This is a genomic window from Yoonia sp., assembly GCF_036770585.1.
In the GTDB taxonomy this organism is placed as follows: Bacteria; Pseudomonadota; Alphaproteobacteria; order Rhodobacterales; family Rhodobacteraceae; genus Yoonia.
Genome location: NZ_DAIPIW010000038.1, coordinates 1 through 23,727, shown reverse-complemented (window position 1 = coordinate 23,727; position 23,727 = coordinate 1). Strand labels below are relative to the sequence as shown.

The window sequence follows — 23,727 nt, the reverse complement described above, 5'->3', positions numbered from 1 at the left end:
ACCGTGCCCTTCGTCGCCAAGGCCACCGACAGCGCCATCGCCTCCATCGCCGCGCGCCTGATGGCGGGCGAGCCGCTGTCCAACTTCCCGCAGCGCGCGCCCTATCCGCCCGCCGACAACCCGATGGACGTGCTGCCCCTTGGCAACCCGTTTACCCTCGCCGATCCGAAAACCCCGTGGTTTTCGGTGAAAGAGGCCGTCTTGCCCTTCGCCCGTTTCCCCGGCGTCGATACGATCCTCGGGCCGGAAATGCGGTCCACGGGCGAGGTCATGGGCTGGGACCGGTCCTTCCCCCGCGCGTTCCTCAAGGCGCAGATGGGCGCAGGCACCGACCTGCCCGAGGCCGGCACGGTGTTTATCTCGATCAAGGACGACGACAAGACGCCCCAGATGCTGGAAGCGGCCCAGATGCTGCTGAAACTGGGCTTCGCCATCGTCGCCACCCGCGGCACGGCGGCATGGCTGACCGAACATGAAATTGATTGCGAAGTGGTGAACAAGGTCTACGAAGGCGGCCTGACCATCGTCGACCGCCTGAAAGACGGGCACATCGCACTGGTCTTCAACACCACCGAAGGCGCGCAAGCGGTCGAAGACAGCCGCGACATCCGCGCCGTCGCCCTCTACGACAAGATCCCCTATTTCACGACAGCAGCCGCGTCACACGCCGCCGTGCTGGCAATGCAGGCAAGGGTCGAGGGAGATGTCGGGGTAAGGGCGTTGCAGGGTTAGGTTTAGCGATTTCTTATCTATCTTTGTTCACTCTTTGTGCTATGTTCTGTACAATATATTGAGGTTGAACATGACTGGAACGCTGACAAGTGTAGAAGTCTGCGCGGGGGCTGGTGGACAAGCGCTCGGTCTCGAGCAAGCGGGGTTCGAGCACCTCGCGCTCGTAGATAACGATGCGCATTGCTGCAAGACGCTCCGTGCTAATCGTCCCAGCTGGAACGTCATTCACTCCGATCTTGAATCGTTCGATGGAAAGCCCTTCGAAGGCGTGGATCTTCTTTCGGGTGGCCTTCCATGCCCGCCATTTTCGGTCGCTGGAAAGCAACTAGGCAAGAACGATGAACGCAACCTTTTTCCAGCGTTCTTTCGGCTCATCCGGGAAGTCACTCCTCGCGCAATTCTTGTTGAGAATGTACGTGGTTTTCTTGACCCTGTATTCGAAGACTACCGCCAGACACTCCGCCAGCAATTCACAGCCCTCGGCTACGAATGTGACTGGAAGTTGTTGCAAGCCAGTGATTTCGGCGTATCGCAACTGCGTCCACGGGTGGCAATCGTTGCAATGCCTCTAGGTCAACTAAGGCACTTTGCCTTCCCGGATCAGATCATCTCTCCGGAACCCATCGGCTCTCTTCTTCATGATTTGATGTCCAAGCATGGATGGAAAGGCGCGACGGCTTGGGCAAATGCCGCTGACAAGATCGCACCAACGATTGTAGGTGGCTCAAAGAAGCACGGCGGTCCTGATCTCGGTCCGACAAGGGCGCGACGCGCATGGGCTGAATTGGGGGTCGAAGGGCGAACGATCGCCGATAGGGAACCTGAGTCAGACTTCGAAGGTATGCCACGGCTGACAGTTCGCATGGTTGCGCGTGTGCAGGGGTTTCCTGACGACTGGGTCTTCACAGGAAAAAAGACGCCAGCCTACAGACAGGTCGGAAACGCTTTTCCGCCGCCAGTCGCCTACGGCTTAGGTAAGGCGCTCGCCCACGCAATCAGACAGTCCCAAGGCAAGAGGCATTCACCGAGGTTGAAAGCAAGCGCATGACCAAGCCCAAAGGTGCACGCGCCCGATTGCGGCACCACTTCCTGAACAATATCGGCCGGGTAATGGGAACAGACGAACTAAGAGAGGTCTCTGGCGGAATATCAGAATGGGCGCGACGGGTTCGGGAATTGAGGACCGAAGAGGGTTACCAAATCCTTACTCACAATGACCGGCGTGACCTCAAGCCCGGAGAATACCTTCTTGAAAGCTCCAAACCGATCCCCGCATTTGAACGCGGCATTTCGAAGGAAGTCCGCGCATTAATTCTCGATCGAAATGGCTTCACCTGCCAGATGTGTGGCGCAGTCGCAGGAGAGGATCATCCATTCGACCCGACAAGAAAGACCCGCCTGCACATCGGGCACATAGTCGATAAGTCCGTTGGCGGCTCCGATGAGCCCTCCAATCTGCGTGCGATCTGTTCAGTCTGCAATGAAGGCTCTGCCAACGTCACGCTTGATCGACCCTCTTTGAACAAGCTTCTCGTTCAAATCCGACGCGCCACTATCAAGGACCAACAAGCCGTTCTCGATTGGTTAAAAAGCAAGTTCGAGAATTAATCACCCCTCCCCCAGCGCCTTCCTGATCCGATCCAGCCTCTCCCCGATGCTCGCCCTGATCGCCTCGTAATCCACCGGCGCCTCCTCCGCCGCACCGCGTCCACCGCGCCCCTGCGCCGCAACCCTCTGCATCTCCGCTTCCCGCACGAACCGGACGGCGCTGATCCCTGACTCCGGCCCCTCGACCACGCCCGCCAGCCGGAAGTACATGAACGCCCGCAGCACCGCATTGATGCGCGGCTGGTACCCCTCGCCCATCGCCTTGAAGAACTTCACCACATCCGCATCCAGCCGGATCGTCACCCGCCGGGTTGTCGTGTCGCGCTGTGCGCGCAGGTTCCAGATCGCGTCCCAACCTTCGGGCAGATCACCGGCCTCGATCAGTGTCGCGTGCTGGTCCCATTCGATGCGGCGCATCGCATCCACGGCAAGGCTCCAATAGATGCGTTGGTTCTGGGTCATCTGTCTGGGTTTGGTCATGACGGCCTCCGTTCTGTCGCCGCAAACTGACCCGAAAGATTAAAAACCGGTGAAATCCTGCGTACGCACAGGGTGTGTACAGCCGGTGTACAGGCTGTGCGCGCCCCGGTGTACGTTGTGCACGGGGCCCCTTTTCCCTTACGTCACTCTTGCGCGGCAACCCCGTTCTGGACATGACCACACCGCCGGATTTAGGCTCTGGCGCAGCAGTCGGGGGGAACGCCATGCATCACGTCGCCATCACGGGAACCGGGGTTTTCACGCCCTCTCAGATCATCACGAATGACGAGCTTGTCGCCGCATTCAACGCCTATGCGGACCGCTGGAATGCCGAAAACGCTGCTGCCATCGCCGCCGGAACGCTCGCCGCGAAAGACCATTCCTCGTCCGAATTCATCCTCGCCGCCTCAGGGATCGAGAACCGCTATGTCCTTGACAAAGAAGGCATCCTCGACCCTGCCCGCATGTATCCCCGCCTGCCCGGGCGCCGCGACGACGACCCCAGCTATATGGCCGAAATCGGCGTGGATGCGGCCAACAAGGCGCTCGCGCAGGCCGGGGTCGCGGCGGAAGACGTCGACCTGATCCTCTGCGCGGCCTCGAACATGGAACGCGCCTACCCCGCGATTGCCGTGGAAATTCAGGCGCTTATCGGCGCGGGTGGCTTTGCCTACGACATGAACGTCGCCTGTTCGTCGGCCACCTTCGGCATCCAGACCGCCGCCGACATGATCCGCGCAGGCTCGATCAAACGCGCCCTCGTCATCAACCCCGAGATCTGCTCGGCCCACCTCGAATGGCGCGACCGCGACTGCCATTTCATCTTCGGCGATGTGGCGACGGCCACCCTGCTGGAGCGGGACGAGCCCCTCGCCAAGCCGAGGTTCAAGGTCCTCTCGACCCGATGCGCCACGCAGTTCAGCAACAATATCCGCAACAATAACGGTTACTTGCGCCGCACCCACGACCAGATGGAAGACCGCCGCGACATGCAGTTCATGCAAAACGGCCGCAAGGTTTTCAAAGAGGTGCTGCCGATGGTCAGCGCCCATATCGAGACCCATCTGGCCGAAACCGGTGTGGCGGCGGATGATCTCAAACGCCTCTGGCTGCATCAGGCCAACAAGACGATGAACGACTACATCGGCAAGAAGGTGCTGGGCCGGACACCTGAACCCGGCGAGCAGCCCAATATCCTGCAGGATTACGCCAATACATCCTCGGCCGGCTCGATCATCGCCTTCGCGCAGCACTCGGCAGATATGGTGCCGGGCGACAGGGGGCTGATCTGTTCCTTCGGGGCGGGCTATTCCGTCGGATCGGTGATCCTCGAACGCGCCTAGCCGTTGACGCGTTTGCTGACGTCTTCGAGGCTCTCGACCCGTTCCGAATAGCGGTCGGTCAGCATCGCCGAACGCCCGCGCGTCATCACCGTGAACCGCGCGAGGTCCAGCATCACATCGACGATGCGGTCATCTGGTGGCAAGAACCTCATCCGGCGGTGATCGGAGGCCCGAAGGGTCAGTGGCACGGACGACCGATCAGGAATGGTCATCAGACGGACCCCGCCAGCGGCCGCCGACGAGCCGCCTTCCCAATAGACCGCCCTTGCCAAGGATGTCAGGGCATCATCAGTCGCGTCGCCCAAAGCAAAGGTCATCTGCCTGCGCGGTCCGCGTGGTTGGACTTGCTTTCACGGCAAGACCGACGCTAATGACCGATATGGCCAAGCTCTATTTCAATTATTCCACCATGAACGCGGGCAAATCGACCGTGCTGCTGCAAGCCTCGCACAATTATATCGAGCGCGGGATGCAGACTTATCTCATCACCGCGCAATTCGACAACCGCGCGGGCGATGGCCGGATCGGCAGTCGCATCGGCATCGGCGCGGCGGCGGATACCTTTGCCGCGGGCGAGGACCTTTTCACCAAGATCGCCGATCGGCTCGCGGCCGGTCCCTGCGCTTGCGTCTTCATCGACGAGGCACAGTTCCTCGAACCCGCACAGGTCTGGCAACTGGCCCGCGCGGTGGATGATCTGAACGTGCCCATCATGGCCTTCGGGCTGCGCGTCGATTTCCGCGGCGCGCTGTTTCCCGGATCGGCGACATTGCTGGCGCTTGCGGATGAAATGCGCGAGGTGCGCACGATCTGCCGCTGCGGCAAGAAGGCGACAATGGTGGTGCGCAGGGACGATGCCGGCAATGTGCTGACCTCGGGCGATCAGGTGGTGATCGGCGGCAATGACCGCTATGTCTCGCTTTGTCGCAAACACTGGCGCGAAGAGATGGGCGAGCGGCAGCCGACCTGAGACGCGCCCGGCCCCTGCCTCGCTTTGCTTTCAAATACTCAAATCCGCCGGTTCAATAAAAACTCTGCGGATCGATATCGATCGCCAGCCGCAGGTTGGCGGGCAGGCGGAACTGCCCGACCCATTCGGCCAGCGCCGCCTGAAGCGGCACGCCCTTGTCGGCCTTGACCAGCAACCGCACCCGATGCCGTCCGCGCACGCGGGCGATGGGCGCAGGCGCGGGACCAAAGACCTGCGCGCCGATCTTGCGCAAGGGCGCATCGCGCCGCGCCATCTCGCCCCCCAGATCGAAGACCTCTTGCACGTTGGGACTGCTCAGGATGATCCCCGCCATCCGCCCGTAAGGCGGCACGCCTGCCGCGCGGCGCTCGGCGGCCTCGGCGGACCAGAACCCTTCGGCATCACCCGCAAGGATCGCGCGGATCACCGGATGGTCGGGCTGGTAGGTCTGCAAGAGAGCCTCGCCCGGGGTCTCGGCCCGTCCGGCGCGGCCTGCGACCTGCTGCATCAGCTGGAACGTCCGTTCCGCCGCGCGCAGGTCGGACCCCTGCAACCCGAGGTCCGCATCGATCACCCCGACCAGTGTGAGCTGCGGAAAGTTGTGTCCCTTGGCGACAAGCTGCGTGCCGATGATGATATCGGCCCCGCCTGCGGCAATCTCGGCGATATGCGCCTTCAGCGCGCGGGCCGAGCCGAAAAGATCCGATGACAGCACCGCGATGCGGGCGTCGGGAAAGAGGGCGGCCACCTCTTCGCCCATCCGCTCGACCCCCGGACCCACGGCGTTCAGCTTGCCCTCGACCCCGCAGGCGGGACAGGTGGACGGCATCGGCTTCGTCTCGCCGCACTGGTGGCACATCAGCCGCTTGAGAAACCGGTGCTCGACCATGCGCGCGTCGCAGTGGTCACAGCCGATCTGGTGCCCGCAAGCCCGACAGAGCGTGACAGGCGCATAGCCGCGCCGGTTGAGAAAGATCAGCGATTGTTCGCCCTTTTCCAGCCGGTCGGCGACCTTGGCCCGCAAGCTTGGCGAGACCCAGCGCCCTGCCGGCAGGTCCTCGGTTCGCATGTCGATGGCACCCATCCGGGGCATCACGGCCGCGCCGAAGCGCGCGGTCAGGTCCAGCCGCGCATATTTGCCCGCCTCGACATTGGCCCAGCTTTCAAGCGAGGGCGTGGCCGAGGCCAGCACTACCTGCGCCCCGGTCAGGGCGGCCCGCAGCACCGCCATGTCGCGGGCGTTGTAAAGCACGCCATCCTCCTGCTTGTAGGAGGTGTCGTGTTCCTCATCCACGACGATCAGCCCGAGGTTCCGGTAGGGCAGAAACAGCGCCGAGCGCGCGCCGACGACAAGCTGCGCATCGCCCTGCCCGACCATGCGCCAGCAGCGGCGGCGTTCGGTCATGGTCACGCCGGAATGCCATTCGGCGGGTTTCATGCCAAAGCGGCCCTCGACCCGCGTGATGAATTCACCCGAAAGCGCGATTTCCGGCAAAAGCACCAGCGCCTGACGGCCCATGCGCAAGCATTCGGCCACAGCTTCGAGATAGACCTCGGTCTTGCCCGAACCGGTGACGCCTTTCAGCAGGGTCGTGCCATAGGCGTCGCTGCGCAGCGCCGCGCGCAGGGCGCTGGCCCCTGCGGCCTGATCATCGCTCAGCGCCTTGCCGCCATGATCGGGGTCCAGACGTGGATAGGGCGTGTCGCGGGGGGCGTCTTCCTCGGACACGGCCCCCAGTTTCACCAGCCCCTTGACCACCGATGTCCCGACCCCGGCCATCTCGGCCAGTTCGCCAAGGGTGAACGACAGCCCGCCATAGTCGCGCAGCACCTTCAGCACCGATGCGCGGGCGTCGGTCATGCGGTCGGGGGTGGCGCTTCCCAGCCGGTAGACCCTGCGCATCGACTGGTGATCGCCCAGCCCCGGCGCACGGGTGGCAAGGCGCAGCATCGCAGGCAGCGGCGTCAGCGTGTAATCGGCCGCGCGCATCAGGAAGGCGCGCATGTCCTCGCCCATCGGGGCGGCGTCCAGCACGCGGGTGACCGATCTGATCTTGGCCAGATCATAATCGCCCTTGCCCCGCCCCCAGACCACGCCCAGCACCTTGCGCGGGCCCAGCGGCACCTCGACGAAAGCCCCCTGAAAGCAGCCGCCCTCGGGGGCCTTGTAGTCCAGCATCCGGTCCAGCGGTTGGGTGGTGAGCACGCTCACAAGCTCGCCGGTCTGGAAAAAGCTGTCGGTCATCACCACCCTTGGGGTTTCCGCTGTCGGTCAGATCAGGTAAACGCTGGGCCAGCAAACACCAACCCACCTTCGGAGTGAAGAGATGAAGTTTTTTGTCGACACCGCAGAGATCGACCAGATCAAGGAACTCAACGACCTCGGCATGGTGGACGGGGTGACGACCAACCCCTCGCTGATCGCCAAGTCGGGGCGCGACATCCTCGAAGTGACCAAGGAAATCTGCGATATGGTCGCAGGTCCGGTCTCGGCCGAGGTCGTGGCGCTGGACGCTGACACCATGCTGGCCGAGGGCCGCAAGCTGGCCAAGATCGCCGACAACATCGCCGTGAAGGTGCCGCTGACCTGGGCGGGCCTGAAGACCTGCAAGACGCTGTCGGATGACGGCATCATGGTCAACGTCACGCTGTGTTTCTCGGCCAATCAGGCGATCCTTGCCGCCAAGGCCGGGGCGACTTTCATCAGCCCTTTCATCGGGCGTCTCGATGACATCAACCTCGACGGTCTGGAACTGATCGAGGACATCCGCACGATCTACGACAACTACGGGTTCGAGACACAGATCCTCGCCGCCTCGATCCGCTCGGCCAACCACATGAGCGACTGCGCCAAGATCGGCGCCGACGTGGCGACCGCCCCGCCCGCGGTGATCAAGGCGATGGCGAACCATGTGCTGACCGACAAGGGGCTCGACAGTTTCATGGCGGATGCCAAGAAGGCAGGGATCAAGATTCTCTGATCCCGGGCTGGGGCAAATCTGCCACGCCTGCCTTCGCCTTGGCACAAAGCGCGGGACAAGCCCGCGCCAATGCTGCTAGCTTTGCAAAAAACAAAGCAGAGCAGGCACATGACCGATCAAGCTATGGCGGATGATCTTCGCGAAAAGATCATCGCAAATCCGCATGTTCTTCTGGAAGATGCCGATGTGATGCGCGCCCTTGTGGGTGCAAATGATGCAGCCCAAGGCGGCAATGTCGTCGATCTGCGGGCCGTCGCCATGGCGCGGCTGGAGGCGCGGCTGGACCGTCTGGAAGAAACCCACCGCACGGTGATTGCCGCTGCCTATGACAATCTGGCGGGCATCAATCAGGTGAACCGCGCCATCCTGCGGATGCTGGAACCATCGACCTTCCCGCAGTTCCTGCGCGACCTGCACGGCGAGGTGGCCGATATCCTGCGCGTCGATGCGATGCGGCTGGTGGTGGAAAGCGCCGACCCCGACAAGGCGGGGCTGTCGGACACGCAGATTTCCGTCATGCCCGAAGGCTTTGTCGAGGGCTACATCACCCTTGGCCGCAACATGCCCGCGCGTCAGGTCACCTTGCGCCCCTTCCACAAGGCGGGCAGCGCGCTTTATGGCGAGCGCGGCGCCTATATCAAATCCGAGGCCTGCCTCAAGATCGACCTCGGGACGGGCCGGATGCCTGCGATGCTGGTCTTGGGCAGCGAGGACGAAACCCTTTTCACCCCGCAACACGGCACCGACCTTCTGGCCTTCTTCGCAAGCGTCTTCGAACGGGTCGTGCGCCGCTGGCTGACGGCCTGAGGGCGATGATTTCACCGGCCCTTACCGATGCGCTCGACCGGTGGCTGGACCACCAGCGCGGATTGGCGGGGGCGGCAGAGAACACGCTGAAAGCCTATCGGACGGACGTGCTGGGGTTTCTGGGCTTCATGGGCCAGCACCATGGCGAGGCGCAGGGACTGGGGCCGATTTCGCGGATCTCGGTGCGCGACATGCGGGCGTGGATGGCGCATGAACGCGGGCGGGGCGTGGGCGCGCGGTCGCTGGCGCGCAGCCTTTCGGCGGTCAAGACCTTCTACCGCTGGCTGGCCGCGCGTGAGGGGTTCGAACCGACCGCCGTGCTGTCGGTCCGTGCGCCCAAGTTCCAGCGAAAACTGCCCCGGCCGCTGGAAGAAAACGCCGCTGCCGCGATGATCGACCGCGTCGGCCTGCAAGCGCGCGAGCCCTGGATCGCCGCGCGCGACATGGCTGTCGTCACGCTGCTCTACGGCTGCGGATTGCGGATATCCGAGGCGCTGTCCCTGACGGGGGACGACGTGCCCCTGCCGCAGGTGCTGCGGATCACCGGCAAGGGCGACAAGGACCGCATCGTCCCGGTGATCCCCGCCGCGCGCGAGGCCGTGGCGGATTATCTGCGTCTGTGTCCCTATCCCATCACCCAAGGCAGCCCGCTGTTCTGGTCGCTGCGCGCAAGGCCCTTGTCGGCGCGCGCCATCCAGAAGGTGATGGAACAGGCCCGCCTGCAACTGGGCCTGCCAGCCACCGCAACGCCCCACGCGATGCGCCATTCCTTTGCCACGCATCTGCTGGCGGCGGGCGGTGACCTGCGCGCCATTCAAGAGCTTCTGGGCCATGCCTCGCTCTCCACGACACAGGCCTATACGGCTGTCGATGCCGCGCATCTGATGTCCGTCTACGAAAAGGCCCATCCCAAAGCCTGACTAACTGTTTGCCCTTCGCCCTGTTTTCCCGCAGAAGAACCCGATGACGTTACGCACCAAAGCCCTGTTTGTTCACTTGCTGACCGCCACAGGCGCCGTTTTCGCCATGCTGGCGATGCTGGCCGCCGTCGAGGAAAAATGGAGCCTGATGTTTCTCTGGCTGGTCGTCGCCTTCTTCGTGGACGGCATCGACGGCCCGCTGGCGCGCCGCTACGAGGTCAAGAAGAACGCGGGCGAGTTCGACGGCGTGCTGCTCGATCTGATCATCGACTATCTGACTTACGTTTTCGTGCCCGCCTATGCGCTGTTCAAATCCGGCCTGCTTCCGGGATGGACGGGTTGGTCGGCGATCATCATCATCACCTTCGCCTCGGCGCTCTATTTTGCCGATACGCGGATGAAGACCAAGGACAATTCGTTCTCCGGCTTTCCGGGCTGCTGGAACATGCTGGTGCTGGTGATCTTTGCGCTGCAACCGAATTTCTGGGTGTCGTTGACGATGGTGGCGGCCCTTGCCGTGACGATGTTCCTGCCGCTGAAATTCGTGCATCCGGTGCGGACAGCCCGCTGGCGGGCGGTGACGCTGCCGATGGCGCTGGCCTGGACCTTCTTTGCGGGCTGGGCCGCATGGGTCGATTTCCACCCGCAAAGCTGGGCGCATTGGGGGCTGGTGATCACCTCGGTCTATCTGCTGTTCGCGGGGATTGCACAGCAGGTCATCCCCGCGCGGGACGTCGCACGGACGCCCCGCTGACGGGTGCCTAGCTTAGCGCCGCATCGCAGCGTCCGCAGACGCCCGCATGTGGGTGGGTGCCGACATCAGGCAGGATCTTCCAGCAGCGCTGGCATTTCTCGCCTTCCGCCTTGGCAAAGACCACGGCCACGCCCGCCACATCATCCAGCCTGAACGCGCCTTCGGGTGCCGCATCGGTGGAGACGAAAATCCCCGAGGTGATGCAAAGATCATCGAAGGCGACGGTTTCCAGCAGTTTCGCGGTCGGTGCATCCACATGGACGGTCGGTGCGGCTTCGAGCGATGCGCCGATCACCTTGTTCGTCCGCTCGACTTCCAGCGCGCCGGTCACGACGCGGCGCACCTTGCGCACCTCGGCCCATTTCGCAGCCAGCGCCGCGTCCCGCCATGCGGCGGGTGTTTCGGCGAAGTCCTCCAGATGGACGCTGCTGTCCTCGCCGCCGAAGCGTTCCAGCCAGACCTCTTCCATGGTAAAGGTCAGCATCGGAGCTAACCATTTGGTCAGACGGTGGAACAGGATATCCAGCACCGTGCGCGCAGCGCGGCGGCGCAGCGTGTCGCCGTCGCAGTAAAGCGCGTCCTTGCGGACGTCGAAATAAAAGGCCGAGAGGTCCACCGTCGCAAAGGTAAAGACCGCCTGAAACACGCCTTGAAAATCGTAGGCAGCGTAGCCCTCGCGCACCACCTGATCCAGTTCCGCCAGACGGTGCAGCACCCAGCGTTCCAGTTCCGGCATCTCGGCCGGTTCCACACGGTCGCTTTCGGTGAAATCCGCAAGTGATCCCAGCATATAGCGCATCGTGTTGCGCAAGCGCCGATAGCTGTCGGCCACGCCCTTCAGGATCTCGTCCCCGATCCGCAAATCGGCGGTATAGTCCGACTGCGCCACCCAAAGCCGCAGGATATCCGCGCCATACTGCTGGACCACCTGTTCCGGCGCGATGGTATTGCCGATGGATTTCGACATCTTCATGCCGTTCTGGTCCAGCGTGAACCCATGCGTCAGCACGCCGCGATAGGGCGCGTGCCCCTTGGTGCCGCAGGCCTGCAACATCGAGGAATGGAACCACCCGCGGTGCTGGTCGGTGCCTTCGAGATAAAGATCGGCCATGCCGTCCTCGGACCCGTCGGCACGGTCGCGCAGCACGAAAGCATGGGTCGAACCACTATCGAACCAGACGTCGAGGATATCGAAGACCTGTTCGTAATCGGCGTGGTTCACCTCGTTGCCCAGGAACCGCTCTTTCGCGCCGTCCTTGTACCACGCGTCGGCCCCTTCGGTCTCGAACGCGTCGAGAATGCGGGCGTTCACCGCCGCGTTGCGCAGCAGGAAATCGGGATCGGTCGGCAGCGCGCCCTTCTTGACGAAGCATGTCAGCGGCACACCCCAGGCGCGTTGACGCGACAGCACCCAGTCGGGCCGCGCCTCGATCATGGAATAGAGCCGGTTGCGGCCCTTTTGCGGGGTCCATGTCACCAGTTCGTCGATGGACCGCAGGGCGCGTTCACGGATCGTGGTGCCATAGGTGTCCTGCCCGTCGCCGACGGGCTTGTCGATGGCGGCGAACCACTGCGGCGTGTTGCGGTAGATCACCGGCGCTTTCGAGCGCCACGAATGCGGGTAGGAATGTTTGATCTTGCCGCGCGCCAGCAACCCGCCGACCTCGGCCAGTTTGGCCATGATCGCGGCGTTGGCATCGCCTTCCCAATCGCCCTTCTTGGCCTTCTCGCGCAGGATGCGCGCACCACCGAAGAAGGGAAGGTCCGCGCGGAACGACCCGTCATCCATCACGTTGTAGGTGATCACCTGCTGCAGCATGCCCAGATCGCGGTAAAGCTCGAATTCCTCCATCCCGTGCGAGGGGGCGCAATGGACGAAACCGGTGCCTTCCTCGTCGGTGACGAAATCGGCGGCGCGGAAATCGCGCGGCGCGTCCCATTCGCCATTGGCACCCTCGGCCCCGGCCAGCGGGTGATGGATCGTCATCGCCGCAAGCTGGTGATTGGTCACATTGCGCACGCGCCGCCACTGGCCTTCGGTCAGGCGTGCCTTGGCAAAGACCTGCGCGGCCAGCTTGTCGGCCAGAATGAAACGCTCGCCCACACTGGCCCAGCATTCCTCGGGGGTGTCGGTGACCTCATAAAGGCCGTAAGCATAATCCGCGCCCCAGACCACCGCCTTGTTCGAAGGGATCGTCCACGGGGTCGTCGTCCAGATCACCACCGAAGCCCCGATAAAGTCGCGTGCGAGTTCCGCCTCGATCTCGACGGTGCTCTTGCCATCTTCCAGGGGGCGTTCCTCGCCCGCGACATCCAGATCGGGCAGCGCAAAGTCGGTGACCTTGAACTTGGCCCAGATGGTAAAGCTTTCCTTGTCGTGATACTCGACCTCGGCCTCGGCCAGCGCGGTCTCTTCGACAGGCGACCACATCACGGGCTTGGACCCCTGATAGAGCGTTCCCGTCATCAGGAACTTCTGGAATTCTTCCGCGATCACCCGCTCGGCGTGGAAATCCATCGTCAGGTAGGGATCGGCCCAGTTGCCGGTGATGCCCAGACGCTTGAATTCCTCGCGCTGGATATCGACCCAGCCTTCTGCGAACTTGCGGCATTCCTGCCGGAAGGCGACGACGTCGATCTGGTCCTTGTCCTGCCCAAGCTCGCGGTATTTCTCTTCGATCTTCCATTCGATCGGCAGACCGTGACAATCCCAGCCGGGGATATAGCGGGCATCCTTGCCCATCATCTGCTGGCTGCGCACGACCATATCCTTGAGGATCTTGTTCAGCGCATGGCCGATGTGCAGATGACCGTTGGCATATGGCGGGCCATCGTGCAGCGTGAAGGAGGGGCGACCCCGCTTTTCGCGCAGGCGGTCGTAGACCCCGATCTTTTCCCAGCGCGCCAGCCATTCCGGTTCGCGCTTGGGCAGGCCCGCGCGCATCGGAAACTCGGTGCGGGGCAGGTTCAGGGTGTCTTTGTATTCAGGGGTGTCGGCGCACATCATAGGCGTCCTTTATTGCAGCGGATTCAGATGGAATGATTGGTCGGTGCGCGCACGCTGACACCTTTTCCCGGCTGGTCGTCTGTCCTAGACCGCCGGGCAAGTAATGCGAATGATCATCTGCCACATCATGAGGCGGCTTATAGGACGCGCACCAGACGGGGTAAAGCCTGCCCTGCCGATCATTTCGCCAAAAATACCGCCGCCAGAGGCATCCCCCCCGCCCCGCGGTGGCCGTCGGCTAGCGGCAATAGCTTCCGCGGCGATAACGGGCGGTGTCGAAATGGAAATGATCGCGGTGAAACCGGTTGGCCTCGGGGCCCAGAACGGTGCCGAACGGCCCGCAGGCCGCGCGCCACATCTGCCGCAGTTGCGCGCCATGCGCAGCCGAGCCCCAATCCGTCAGCAGCGTCATTTCGGTGCCGTCCTGAAGGCGGATACCCGCGATATCGATCGCCCGTCCGAAGGCATGTTCCGACATTCGCCCGCCGGCCTGATTGTTGCGGGCACGGCAGGCGAAATGCGCGACCACGCGCAGTGACGCAACCCCGCCGCCCTCGCTGCCGACCGCAGGGCGCACCCCCTGATCGATCCATGTCTTGAGGGCCCTTGCCGTGGGGCAGTCGATCAGGGGTTGTGACCGCAGCCCCACCCCCGAGACCGAACGGACCCGCACTGCCTCGTCGATGCCGCAGTCACCGGGACCGGGGACATAGCCGACCACCTCGCCTTGGATATCTGGATCGCCGCAGACCTGTCCACGTGCGCGGGCCAGACGGCGCGCCTCGCCCTCGGCCTCGATCCTGGCGGGCCGCCGCAATGGCCGCGCGGATTGCAACGGGGCATCGGGGCTGAAGGCAAAGAGGCCCAATTCGGCCCGCATCCGTGGATCAAGCTGTGCTGTGGCACTGAGGTCGAGGCGCGCATAGGGGCGCACGACAGGGCGGATGATGTCGCCCGAGGGCGCGATGCTGGGCGGATCGGGGCGGGCGACGGGCCGGACATCCTGCGCAAGGGCGGGCAAGGCCAGACAGGCGGCGACAAGACATGCCGCCCGGCGGATCATTCCTTGCGGCCCGGCGCGCGGCCGAAGTTCGGCGCGTCCGTATCCTGTCCCGCCTCGATGATGCCGCGGCGGATCGCGCGGGTGCGGGTGAAATAGGCGTGCAGATGGTCCCCGTCACCGCGCCGGATCGCCCGTTGCAGGGCGAAAAGCTCTTCTGTGAAGCGCCCGAGGATTTCCAGCGTCGCCTCCTTGTTGTTCAGGAATACATCCCGCCACATCGTCGGGTCCGAGGCCGCGATCCGGGTGAAATCACGGAAACCGGCGGCCGAGAACTTGATCACCTCGCTGTCGGTGACACGGCGCAGGTCGTCGGCGACGCCGACCATCGTATAGGCGATCAGGTGCGGCGTGTGACTGGTCACGGCCAGCACGCGGTCATGGTGTTCGGCGTCCATCACCTCGGTCAGGGCACCCATGCCCTGCCAGAGCTCTTCCAGCCGCTTGACCGCTGCGGTGTCGGACTCCGCGACCGGCACGATGATCGTATAGCGGTTGTCGAAAAGCTCGGCGAAGCCCGAACGCGGGCCCGAGTGTTCGGTGCCCGCCAACGGGTGCGCGGGGACGAAATGCACGCCGGCGGGCAGATACGGCGCCACCGCCGCGATCACCGCAGCCTTGACCGACCCCACGTCGCTGACCGTCGCGCCGGCCTTCAACGCAGGCCCGATCTCGCGCGCGACGCTTTCCATGGCACCCACAGGCACGCAGAGCACCACCAGATCGGCATCCTTCACGGCCTCGGCCGCGCTTTCGACGACGCGATCACAAAGCCCGATCTCGCGCGCAATCGCGCGCGTATCAGCAGACCGCGCATAGCCCACGACCTCGCCCGCCAGTCCGGCACGGCGCATCGCATAGAACATGGACGAGGCAATCAGCCCCAGCCCGATCAGCGCCACGCGGTCGTAAAGCTGCGCCATCACTTGACCCCTTTGAACTGGCCGACAGCATGGGCGACACGGCGGCATGCGGCCTCGTCCCCCACGGTGATCCGCAGGCAGTTGGGCAGACCGTAGCCCGCCACGCGGCGCACGATGATGCCTTGCGACTTGAGGTGGTCGTCACAGGCATTGGCTTCCGCCTCGGACCCGAAACGGGCGAGGATGAAATTCGCGGTCGAAGTGTCCGAAGGCACCCCATGGGCGGCCAGCGCCCCTGCCAGCCACTCGCGCCATTTGGCGTTTTCGATCCGGCACTTTTCGGTGTGGTCGGTATCACGCAACGCGGCCTCGGCCGCGGCGAGCGCGGCTGTGGACAGGTTGAACGGGCCACGGATACGGTTCAGCACGTCGATCACCGCTTGCGGGCCATAGCCCCAGCCGACGCGCATGCCGCCCAGCCCGTAGATTTTCGAAAAGGTGCGGGTCATCACGACATTCTCGCGCGCCTCGACCAGCGCCTTGCCCGCATCATAGCCATCGACGAATTCGGCATAGGCGCCGTCCAGCACCAGCAAAGCCTGTGGCGGGATGCCTTCGGCCAGTCGGGCCAACTCGCCGCTGCCGATCATCGTGCCGGTGGGATTGGCGGGGTTCGCGATCAGGATCAGCCTGGTCTTCCGGGTGCAGGCCGCAAGGATCGCGTCCACATCGACCACGCGCTCTTTCTCGGGCACGACGACCGGGGTCGCGCCGCAGGCATGCGCATAGATCGGATACATCGAAAAGCCGTGTTCCGTGAACAGGATTTCATCGCCCTTGCCGGCATAGGCCTCGGTCAGCAGCTTCAGCACCTCGCCCGACCCGACGCCGCAGACGACGCGGGCGGGATCGACACCCCAGACCTCGCCGATGGACGCCCGCAGGGATGCGTGATCGGTCGAGGGGTAGCGGTGCAGGTCGTGGCTGGCGCGCACGACCGCCTCTTTCGCGGCATCGCTGGGGCCCAGCGGGTTTTCGTTGGACGACAGCTTCAGCACATTGCTGATGCCCGCCAACTTGGAGGCCCCGCCCTGATAAAGCGCGATCTCCATGATCCCCGTTTGCGGTGTAATACCTTTTGCCATAATTCGGTCGTCCCGTTGAATTCCGGCCCGTTCTATGCGGGCGGGCCGACCTTGAGCAACTGAAAACGCGGCCTGCGGCACAGGAATCCGCAGCAGGGCGGATCAGGTCGCCAGCACGTTGCGGAACTGCCAGGGGTCGCTTTCGTCGATATCCTCGGGGAACAGTTCCCAACGGTCCTGCAGCGGGGTCCAGTCGGTAAAATGCGCCTCGACCGGTCCAAGGTAGGGACGCTGCACTTGCAGACAGCGGACGTGGTCCATCTCGTCGGTTTCGACAATCCCCGCTTGCGGATTTTCCAGCGCCCAGACCATGCCCGCCAGCACGGCCGAGGTCACCTGAAGGCCGGTCGCGTTCTGATAGGGCGCAAGGCCCTTGGCCTCTTCGTTCGACAGCCGCGAGCCATACCAGAGCGCGTTCCTTTCGTGCCCGAACAGCAGCACGCCAAGCTCGTCGATGCCGGTGACGATCTCATCGGGGTCGAGTATTTCATGCACGGTCTGCTGCTTGCCCGAGCCGAACATCTCGTGCAGGGACAAGACCGCGTCGTCGGAGGGGTGATAGGCGTAATGGCAGGTCGGGCGGTAGTCCGGTGCCTCGGGGGCGCCGACGGTGTAGTAATCCGCGATGCTGATCGCCTCGTTATGGGTGACCAGAAAGCCGAATTGCGGCCCCGGCGTCGGGCACCATGTATGCACGCGGGTGATCGCACCGGGGCGTTCGAACCAGATCCCCGCCTGACAGCCTGTGTCATAGGAATGGGCGGTCTCGGGCATCCATGTCTCATGCGTGCCCCAGCCAAGTTCGGCGGGCTGGAACCCTTCCGAGATGAACCCTTCAACCGACCATGTGTTCACGAAGGTGCCGCGCGGTTTCGGTTTGGCGCGGGCCTGGGTGTCACGCTCGGCGATATGCACGCCCTTGATGCCAAGGCTTTGCATCAGCGCCGCCCAGCCCGCGCGGTCGACGGGCATCGCGTCATCGCGGCCAAGGTCGGCCACTAGCGTCATCATCGCCTCTTTCACGAACCAGCTGACCATGCCGGGGTTCGCACCACAGCAGGACACGGCGGTCGGCCCACCGGGGTTGGCGGCCTTTTCGTCCCGCACCTTCTGGCGCAGGGCATAGTTGGTGCGGTCGGCGTTGTCGGTCGTCTCGAAATAGAACCCCGCCCAGGGTTCGACCACGGTGTCGATGTAGAGCACGCCCAACTCACGGGCCAGCTTCATGATATCGAGGCTTGAGGTATCCACCGACAGGTTCACGCAGAAGCCCTTGCCCTCGGGGAAGGCTTGCGAAAGCACCGCGCGGTAGTTGTCCTGTGTCAGCGCGATCGGGTGATGCGTGATCCCCTGTTCGGCCAGAAAGGCGGCGGCGGCGGGATTGGGTTCGATCACGCTCAGCTTGTCCGCGTCATAATCGAAATGGCGCTGGATCAGGGGCAAGGTGCCCTTGCCGATCGAACCGAGCCCGATGATGACGATATGCCCGTCGATACGGCCGTAGGTGGGATACTGGGACATGAGGTTCCTTTCCTGAAACTTGCGCGACACCTAACGGGTTGCGGCGCGAATGCCAAACCGCGGTTCGAAAACAAAAGGGCCGCCCCGACGGAGCGGCCCTTGATGATCCGACCCCGGATCAGGTCCGGGGTGATGTCCGGCAGCGCCGGAAATCAGTTCTTCGCGTAATATTCGACGACGAGGTTGGGTTCCATCGTGACCGGATAGGGCACATCGCCCAGCGCGGGGGTGCGCACGAAAGTCGCGGTCATCTTGGAATGGTCGACCTCCATGTAATCGGGCACGTCACGTTCGGGCAGTTGGGCGGCCACAAGGACCATTTCCATCTGCTTGGACTTCTGGCGCACTTCGATCACGTCGCCTTCCTTCACGCGGTAGGAGGGGATGTTGACGCGCTTGCCGTTCACCAGCACATGGCCGTGGTTCACGAACTGGCGGGCCGCGAAAACGGTCGGCACGAACTTGGCGCGGTAGACGACGGCGTCCAGACGACGCTCGAGCAGGCCGATCAGGTTCTCACCGGTGTCGCCCTTCACACGCTCGGCCTCGGAATAGATGCGGCGGAACTGCTTTTCGGTCAGGTCGCCGTAATAGCCCTTCAGCTTCTGCTTGGCGCGCAGCTGGGTGCCGAAGTCGGACAGCTTGCCCTTGCGGCGCTGGCCGTGCTGGCCGGGGCCGTATTCACGACGGTTGACGGGGGATTTCGGACGACCCCAGATGTTTTCGCCCATCCGGCGGTCAATTTTGTACTTGGCAGCGGTGCGTTTGGTCACGGCTGGTCTCCTTCTGTGTATGACGAAGGGCGTTGTCCTTTCCCCGGATTTTGCCGAGGCGACAGGCATCCCCTTGCGAGGGCCACCAACACCAATGAATGGGCGGCTTATAGTCAGGATTCGCGGGGTGTCAACGCCAGCGTTTTGCCATTGCGCCGCGGGGGAAAACCATCAAGGTGCAGCCCATGCAGGATCATCCCGCCAAGACCTTCCATTTCGTCGCCGCCTTCCTGACCGGAGGGCTCTTGTCGCTGATGATCCTTTTCAACGGGACGCTGGCGGTGACAGGGTCGCTGCTTTACGCATCATGGGTGCCGCACCTGACGGGCAGCGTCGCGGCGCTGGTCTTTCTGGCCGTGATGCGCCCCAAACGGGCCGCGGCCCAGCGCCCGCCGCTTTGGGTCTATCTGGGGGGTGTCTCTGGGGCGATCACGGTGATGCTGACGTCTGCCACGCTGAATTCGGCGCTGGCGCTATCGGGCACCATCGCGCTGGGGCTGGCGGGGCAGATGCTGTTCAGCCTGTTTGCGGATATGCGCGGTCTGTTCGGCCTGCCGCAGCGGATGCCGGTCAGCCGCGATTTGGTGGCGGTGGCTCTGGTGATCGGCGGCAGTCTGATCCTGATCTTCTTCGGTGGTGCGGCATGATCCTCTATGCCGCCCTTGCCATTTTCGCGGGGGTCCTCGTCTCGCTTTCGCGCCAGATCAACGGGCGGCTGGCGCTGTCCACCTCGGCGATGGAATCGTCCTTCTGGAACCACCTTGTCGGGCTGGTCTTCATCACCGCTGTGGCGCTGCTGATCGGCGGTCTCTTTGCCGGAGACCCCCTCGCCTCGCCGTGGTGGGCCTACTTGGGCGGCACTGTCGGCGTGGTCTTCATCGCCATGGGCAGTTGGCTGATCCAGCGGATCGGGGCGGCGCAGACCGCGCTGATGATCATCGCAGGCCAGATGGTGTCCGGCGTGGTGCTGGACGTGGCGATGGGCGCGCCGGGGAACCTTTGGGCGCGGGTGCTGGGGGTCGGGCTGATCTTGGCCGGGATGGTCGTGGCGCAGACCGGCAAGGGGAAGATCAGGCAGGTTCCGGCAGGGGCGGACCGCTAGATTTCCTCAAGTCGTCTTGCGGTCGTCCACGATCCCCAAGGTGGCCGTGCCCGAGTTCCCCAGTTCCACCGTCGCAAACGGCCCGCCGATGCAGAGGTTGGCAAGGTCCTTGTTGTCCAGCGGCGGGGTCTTGGCGAAAACCTCTTTGGCGAAAACCTCGGCGTTGTCCTTGGGCCGGTAGCCCAGATGCCCGGCCTTGGAATTGTCCACCACCGCGCGGTCGTTGTTGGAAATGCCGTAAACCACGGTGAACCCGACCACAGGACTGTCGATCGCGCGTTCCACCAGATGGATCAGATCATCATAGGACAGCCATGTGCCGATGCTGCGGGCGTTCGTCGCCTGCGCGCAGGAAAAGATGCGCATACAGACCGATTCAATCCCGCGCTTGTCCCAGTAGAGACTGGCGAGGTCCTCGGAGAAGCACTTGGCCAGACCATAGTAGGTATCGGGCCGATGCGGCGCATCCAGCCCGATGGTATCGGTCTTCAGGTGCATCCCCACCGCATGAACGGAACTGGCATAGACCACACGCTTGACGCCGTGGCGATAGGCGGCTTCCCAGACGTTGTAGGCGCCGATGATGTTGGATTGCAGAATGGCGTCCCATGCCGCCTCGTCCCCGATGGCGCCGAAATGGACGACCATATCGGCACCCTTGATCACCTCCATCATGGCATCTAGGCTTGCCAGATCGGCCTTCATATAGCTTTCGCCCGCATAGAGCGCGCCGATGTCGTCGACGATGTCGGTGGACACCAGTTCATCGCACATCTTGGTCAGCGGCTCGCGCAGGTAAGACCCCAGACGGCCCGCAGCCCCTGTCAGCACCAGTTTCTTCATCGCTTAGTCCTTTCCCATTGCTTTGCGCATCCGCGCGGCCAGCGCATCGGCACCTTTCGCAAGCACATCTGAATCAAGCCCGCAGGCCACGAAATCGAACCCCTCTTCCAGCAGGCCCGCTGCGTGATCGGGGTTCGTCGACAGCGTGCCCGTGCGGATGCCCAGCCCGCGCAGTTTCGCCGCCGTCTGGCGGATCAGGTCCCAGACGGGGGTCGTGTCGGCGGCCCCGAGAAGGCCCATGTCAGCACCGATATCGGCAGGGCCGAAGAAGACACCATCCACACCGTCCACCGCGCCCATCTCATGCGCGATTGCGACGGCATGTTGCGTCTCGGCTTGTATGATCACGCCGATATTGGCGTTGGCCTGCCGGTGATAATCCTTGATCCGCCCGAATTGCGTCGCCCGGATCGCGCCCGCGACACCACGGATGCCCTCGGGCGGATAGCGGGTTGCCGCCACGGCCGCCCTGGCCTCTTCCACCGATTGCACCATCGGGAAGAGCAGGTTCTGCGCGCCCGCATCCAGCAGCCGCTTGACCATCACCGCATCGTTCCACGGTGGGCGCACGATGGCGGACGACCCGTGCGGCGCGATCGCCTGCAACTGCCCGACCACTGTCGCCACATCGACCGGAGTGTGTTCCATATCCACCAGCAGCCAGTCGAACCCGCTCGAGGCCACGACCTCTGCCGCTAGGTTATTGGCAAGGCTGACCCAGAAGCCGCTTTGCTGACGCCCTGCGCGCAGGTTTTCAAGGAAGGTGTTGCGAGGCATCTTCATATCACGGCCTTTTCGATCAGAGGGCGGTTTTCGGCGACACGCGCATAACCCAGCGGCGACAGGTCAAGGCTGCGGTAATCGCCGTAGGTGATCAACTCGGCTAGCCCGCGCCCGATTGCGGGGGATTGCTGCAACCCGTGACCGGAAAACCCGTTGCAGAAGATGAAATTCTGCATTTGCGGATGCGGCCCGAGGATCGCGTTCTGGTCGAGCGTATTGTAAGCATAATGCCCGACCCACGACTGGCGCAACTTGATCGCCTCGAACTGCGGGACACGGGTGGCGAGGATCGGCCAGACCTTGTCTTCCCAGATCGTGTGATCCTCGGTGAAATCGGTGTAGTCCACGGGGCCGTCATCATCCGGCGGGCATCCGGCCATGTAGTATTTGCCATCGGTCCGCATATGCACGCCCGAGGGGTCGATCGTCAGCGGCAGATCCCGGTCGAGCGGCTCTGCCGCCTCGAAAACGAAGGTAAAGCGTTTGCGCGGTTCGACGGGGAGCTCGATGCCGGCCATGCGCGCGGTCAGCACCGCGCGGGGGCCCGAACAGTTGACGACCGTGCCGCAGGCCACGACCTCGCCGCTGGCAAGGATCACGCTGTCCACCTGCGTTCCGCCTGCGTTGCGGTTCATCGCGATGACTTCATTGGTCAGGAAGTCCACGCCGCGCTGCCTGGCTTTGCGCTTCCACCAGTCAAAGAGGCTATTGCCGTCGAAATACCCCTCGTCGATCAGGTTGTGATTGCCCGCGATGATGTCGTCGAGATTGTAGAAGGGGTAGGCAGCCGCGATCTCGTCAGCCGTCATGTGTTTCGTGCCGGCACCAAGGGCCGCCTGTATGCGCTGGTTTTCCCGCAGGACGGCGGCAAAGCCTTCGGTATCCGCCAGATAGAGGTAGCCGAAGCTGTGCAGCCGCAGGGCGGGCACGTCAGGGTCGTTGCCCATATGCGCGCGGAAGCTCTTCACATAGGCCGCGCCGAACTGCGAGATCTGCACGTTGATCGGTTCGCTGAACTGCTGGCGGATGCAGGAATTGGTATGGCTGGTCGAGGCGAATTCATAGGTCGGGTCCCGCTCGACCACAAGGATACGGCCCTGAAAATCGGGGTTGCTGGCCAGAAACCACGCGACGGCCGATCCATAGATCGCCCCGCCCACAATCACCACGTCATAGCTGTCGCGGCCTGGTGCCTGCATCAAGTGGTTTCTCCTCTGGCCACAGCGGCCTGCACGGCCGCGATCTCATCCGCGGAAAGGCCGTAATCCTCGGCCGCAGCCTTGGCGGAAATATAGCCCCGCGCAAGGTCGCGTTTGACCAGCCCCGGGTCCCTGTCGGCAGGGTCGCCATAGCCTGCCCCACCGGGCAGGCCCAGAACCACGCGGCGCCCCTCGGGCACGAATTGCTTGCCCTTGCCCTGCATCGGCGTGGCGTCGTCCTGCGCAATCGTCGTCGGCCCGCCGTCGCGACCGCCCTGCCGCCCGCGCGCGGGATGGTGCACGCGGTCGAACATGGCGGAAAAGTCGAATTCGTGGCCTTTGGTTGCACCCACTTCCATGTATTGCCCCAAGCCCCCACGCATGGCCCCGGCGCCGCCGCTGTCGGGGCGCAGTTCCTTGCGCCAGATGATCACCGGGCCGGTATGTTCCGTCGCCTCGACCGGCATCGTCATCACGCCTGACGGGAAGGCCGTGGCGTTCAGACCGTCCACGCCGGGCCGCGCCCCCGCCCCGCCCGAGTTGAAGGCCAGCACCTCGGCCCGCCGCCCTTGGCCATGGACCGAAGGGCGCAGCGAGACCTGAAAGTTGCACAGACAGCCCGCGCCCTCGGCGGGGACCGTGGCAGGCAGGATCTTGTCGAGCGCGTCATAGACCGTGTCGGGGATCATATGCCCGATCACATGGCGCAGCGCGACGGGCGCGGGGTGGGTCGCGTTGACGATGCTGCCCTCGGGCGCGGTGATCCGGAAGGGTTCGAGCGAGGCCGCGTTATTGGGGATTTCCGGCGCAATCGCGCATTTGAGCGCATAGCAGGC

Annotated in this window: 23 protein-coding genes and 1 pseudogene; 11 read left to right on the top strand and 13 right to left on the bottom strand. The window is 63.8% G+C overall.

The features are described 5' to 3' along the window. From V7N12_RS08575 to V7N12_RS08565, 3 genes and pseudogenes are all read left to right on the top strand, one after another. A pseudogene (locus V7N12_RS08575) lies at positions 1–732 on the top strand (carbamoyl-phosphate synthase large subunit); the annotation flags it as partial. Between the two features lie 70 nt (positions 733–802). Beyond that, positions 803–1,780, top strand: coding sequence for a DNA cytosine methyltransferase (locus tag V7N12_RS08570; protein ID WP_333714038.1), 978 nt, complete (start codon positions 803–805; stop codon positions 1,778–1,780). Then, positions 1,777–2,340, top strand: coding sequence for an HNH endonuclease (locus tag V7N12_RS08565; RefSeq protein ID WP_333714037.1), 564 nt, complete (start codon positions 1,777–1,779; stop codon positions 2,338–2,340). Before V7N12_RS08570 ends, V7N12_RS08565 begins: the two co-directional genes overlap by 4 nt. Here V7N12_RS08565 and V7N12_RS08560 read toward each other — a convergent pair whose 3' ends face one another. Beyond that, complete coding sequence (locus V7N12_RS08560) at positions 2,341–2,820, bottom strand: BrnA antitoxin family protein (RefSeq protein ID WP_333714036.1); 480 nt, start codon at positions 2,818–2,820, stop codon at positions 2,341–2,343. Positions 2,821–3,044: 224 nt separating this feature from the next. Between V7N12_RS08560 and V7N12_RS08555 the strand changes: the two genes are divergently transcribed. Further along, a complete protein-coding gene (locus V7N12_RS08555) occupies positions 3,045–4,163 on the top strand; it encodes a beta-ketoacyl-ACP synthase III (protein ID WP_333714035.1) in 1,119 nt (372 codons plus the stop codon). Here the strand turns inward: V7N12_RS08555 and V7N12_RS08550 are convergent. Next, the gene (locus V7N12_RS08550; RefSeq protein WP_333714033.1) at positions 4,160–4,468 is read right to left on the bottom strand and encodes a hypothetical protein; all 309 of its coding nucleotides are present in this window, start codon (positions 4,466–4,468) and stop codon (positions 4,160–4,162) included. The two genes, V7N12_RS08555 and V7N12_RS08550, sit on opposite strands and share 4 nt — an antisense overlap. Positions 4,469–4,542: 74 nt before the next feature. Here V7N12_RS08550 and V7N12_RS08545 point away from each other — a divergent pair, with 74 nt between their 5' ends. Next, positions 4,543–5,133: a thymidine kinase gene (locus V7N12_RS08545; RefSeq protein ID WP_333714040.1), complete on the top strand. Its 591-nt coding sequence runs from the start codon at positions 4,543–4,545 to the stop codon at positions 5,131–5,133. A gap of 52 nt (positions 5,134–5,185) precedes the next feature. Here the strand turns inward: V7N12_RS08545 and V7N12_RS08540 are convergent, their stop codons facing one another. Further along, the gene (locus V7N12_RS08540) at positions 5,186–7,378 is read right to left on the bottom strand and encodes a primosomal protein N' (protein ID WP_333714032.1); all 2,193 of its coding nucleotides are present in this window, start codon (positions 7,376–7,378) and stop codon (positions 5,186–5,188) included. Between the two features lie 82 nt (positions 7,379–7,460). On the opposite strand from V7N12_RS08540, the gene fsa reads away from it, so the two are divergent. From fsa to V7N12_RS08520, 4 genes are all read left to right on the top strand, one after another. Continuing rightward, a complete protein-coding gene (gene fsa, locus V7N12_RS08535; RefSeq protein ID WP_333714031.1) occupies positions 7,461–8,114 on the top strand; it encodes a fructose-6-phosphate aldolase in 654 nt (217 codons plus the stop codon). A 108-nt stretch (positions 8,115–8,222) separates the two neighbouring features. Further along, positions 8,223–8,921: a DUF484 family protein gene (locus tag V7N12_RS08530; RefSeq protein ID WP_333714030.1), complete on the top strand. Its 699-nt coding sequence runs from the start codon at positions 8,223–8,225 to the stop codon at positions 8,919–8,921. A gap of 5 nt (positions 8,922–8,926) precedes the next feature. Next, complete coding sequence (locus V7N12_RS08525; RefSeq protein ID WP_333714028.1) at positions 8,927–9,841, top strand: tyrosine recombinase XerC; 915 nt, start codon at positions 8,927–8,929, stop codon at positions 9,839–9,841. 43 nt (positions 9,842–9,884) lie between these two features. Beyond that, a complete protein-coding gene (locus V7N12_RS08520) occupies positions 9,885–10,595 on the top strand; it encodes a CDP-alcohol phosphatidyltransferase family protein (RefSeq protein ID WP_333714026.1) in 711 nt (236 codons plus the stop codon). A gap of 7 nt (positions 10,596–10,602) precedes the next feature. Here the strand turns inward: V7N12_RS08520 and ileS are convergent, their stop codons facing one another. The 6 genes from ileS to rpsD form a co-directional block, all read right to left on the bottom strand. Then, positions 10,603–13,599 carry an isoleucine--tRNA ligase gene (ileS, locus tag V7N12_RS08515; RefSeq protein ID WP_333714025.1) on the bottom strand — a complete coding sequence of 999 codons (2,997 nt, stop codon included), beginning with the start codon at positions 13,597–13,599 and terminating at the stop codon, positions 10,603–10,605. Between the two features lie 241 nt (positions 13,600–13,840). After that, positions 13,841–14,665 (bottom strand): extensin-like domain-containing protein, encoded by an 825-nt coding sequence (locus V7N12_RS08510; protein ID WP_333714024.1) that lies wholly within the window; start codon positions 14,663–14,665, stop codon positions 13,841–13,843. Next, positions 14,662–15,585 carry a prephenate/arogenate dehydrogenase family protein gene (locus V7N12_RS08505; protein WP_333714023.1) on the bottom strand — a complete coding sequence of 308 codons (924 nt, stop codon included), beginning with the start codon at positions 15,583–15,585 and terminating at the stop codon, positions 14,662–14,664. Before V7N12_RS08505 ends, V7N12_RS08510 begins: the two co-directional genes overlap by 4 nt. After that, on the bottom strand, positions 15,585–16,670 hold the full coding sequence (gene hisC / locus V7N12_RS08500; protein WP_333714021.1) for a histidinol-phosphate transaminase: 1,086 nt from the start codon (positions 16,668–16,670) through the stop codon (positions 15,585–15,587). Before hisC ends, V7N12_RS08505 begins: the two co-directional genes overlap by 1 nt. A 102-nt stretch (positions 16,671–16,772) precedes the next feature. Beyond that, the gene (locus V7N12_RS08495) at positions 16,773–18,191 is read right to left on the bottom strand and encodes a homospermidine synthase (protein ID WP_333714020.1); all 1,419 of its coding nucleotides are present in this window, start codon (positions 18,189–18,191) and stop codon (positions 16,773–16,775) included. 152 nt (positions 18,192–18,343) lie between these two features. Beyond that, complete coding sequence (rpsD, locus tag V7N12_RS08490; RefSeq protein ID WP_333714018.1) at positions 18,344–18,964, bottom strand: 30S ribosomal protein S4; 621 nt, start codon at positions 18,962–18,964, stop codon at positions 18,344–18,346. Between the two features lie 185 nt (positions 18,965–19,149). On the opposite strand from rpsD, the gene V7N12_RS08485 reads away from it, so the two are divergent. Both V7N12_RS08485 and V7N12_RS08480 read left to right on the top strand, forming a co-directional pair. Continuing rightward, entirely contained in the window at positions 19,150–19,611 is a 462-nt protein-coding gene (locus tag V7N12_RS08485) for a DMT family transporter (RefSeq protein ID WP_333714017.1), read from the top strand. Further along, positions 19,608–20,066 carry a DMT family transporter gene (locus tag V7N12_RS08480; RefSeq protein ID WP_333714016.1) on the top strand — a complete coding sequence of 153 codons (459 nt, stop codon included), beginning with the start codon at positions 19,608–19,610 and terminating at the stop codon, positions 20,064–20,066. Before V7N12_RS08485 ends, V7N12_RS08480 begins: the two co-directional genes overlap by 4 nt. A gap of 6 nt (positions 20,067–20,072) precedes the next feature. Here the strand turns inward: V7N12_RS08480 and V7N12_RS08475 are convergent, their stop codons facing one another. The 4 genes from V7N12_RS08475 to V7N12_RS08460 all read right to left on the bottom strand — a co-directional run. Next, on the bottom strand, positions 20,073–20,909 hold the full coding sequence (locus tag V7N12_RS08475) for an NAD-dependent epimerase/dehydratase family protein (RefSeq protein ID WP_333714015.1): 837 nt from the start codon (positions 20,907–20,909) through the stop codon (positions 20,073–20,075). A 3-nt stretch (positions 20,910–20,912) separates the two neighbouring features. After that, positions 20,913–21,692 (bottom strand): HpcH/HpaI aldolase family protein, encoded by a 780-nt coding sequence (locus tag V7N12_RS08470; RefSeq protein ID WP_333714014.1) that lies wholly within the window; start codon positions 21,690–21,692, stop codon positions 20,913–20,915. Further along, complete coding sequence (locus V7N12_RS08465) at positions 21,689–22,891, bottom strand: NAD(P)/FAD-dependent oxidoreductase (RefSeq protein WP_333714039.1); 1,203 nt, start codon at positions 22,889–22,891, stop codon at positions 21,689–21,691. The genes V7N12_RS08470 and V7N12_RS08465 overlap by 4 nt, the downstream gene beginning before the upstream one ends. Continuing rightward, positions 22,891–23,727, bottom strand: an 837-nt coding sequence (locus V7N12_RS08460; protein ID WP_333714012.1) for a hydantoinase B/oxoprolinase family protein, incomplete at its 5' end; no start/stop codon positions are given. The genes V7N12_RS08465 and V7N12_RS08460, both read right to left, overlap by 1 nt.